Genomic DNA, 469 nt, shown 5'->3' on the forward strand with positions numbered 1-469 from the left:
CGAAAAGGGCACCGGGACGCACGGCAACCGGCACATCGACTACGTCTACTTCTGGAAGCGGCTGCCCGAACACCAGCTGATGTGGATGACCGACTACGACATCGTCGGTGGCACCAGGTCCGACCACAACGGTGTCGTCTCCACCTTCTCCATCCAGAGCTGACGCCTCCGGCCCGCCGGCTACGAGCCTCGGCGCTCGGGACGTCCCCGGTGCGCCGCCCACTCGGGCGCGAGGATCGACATCACCGTGGCGTCAACCCAGTCGCCGCCGTCGCGCAGGACCTGCCGCAGCACACCCTCGGCAACGAAGCCGACCTTCTCGTACACCCGCCGGGCCCGGGGGTTGAAGGCGAACACCTCCAGCGAGATGCGGTGCAGGCCGAGCCTCTCGAAACCGTGGCCGACGATCAGGCGTACCGCCTCGGTGCCCAAGCCGCGGTCGCGGCCGGCGGCGGTGAGCAGGGTGCGG

1 protein-coding gene is annotated in these 469 nt (G+C 69.5%); it reads right to left on the reverse strand.

Annotation, left to right across the window (positions count from 1 at the left end; translation table 11 throughout):
• Positions 1-180 precede the first annotated feature (180 nt).
• Positions 181-469: GNAT family N-acetyltransferase (locus F8271_RS31820; protein WP_151493449.1), on the reverse strand; the 289-nt coding region annotated here is incomplete at its 5' end.

It is taken from the genome of Micromonospora sp. ALFpr18c, from assembly GCF_008868155.1.
Taxonomy (GTDB): Bacteria; Actinomycetota; Actinomycetes; order Mycobacteriales; family Micromonosporaceae; genus Micromonospora.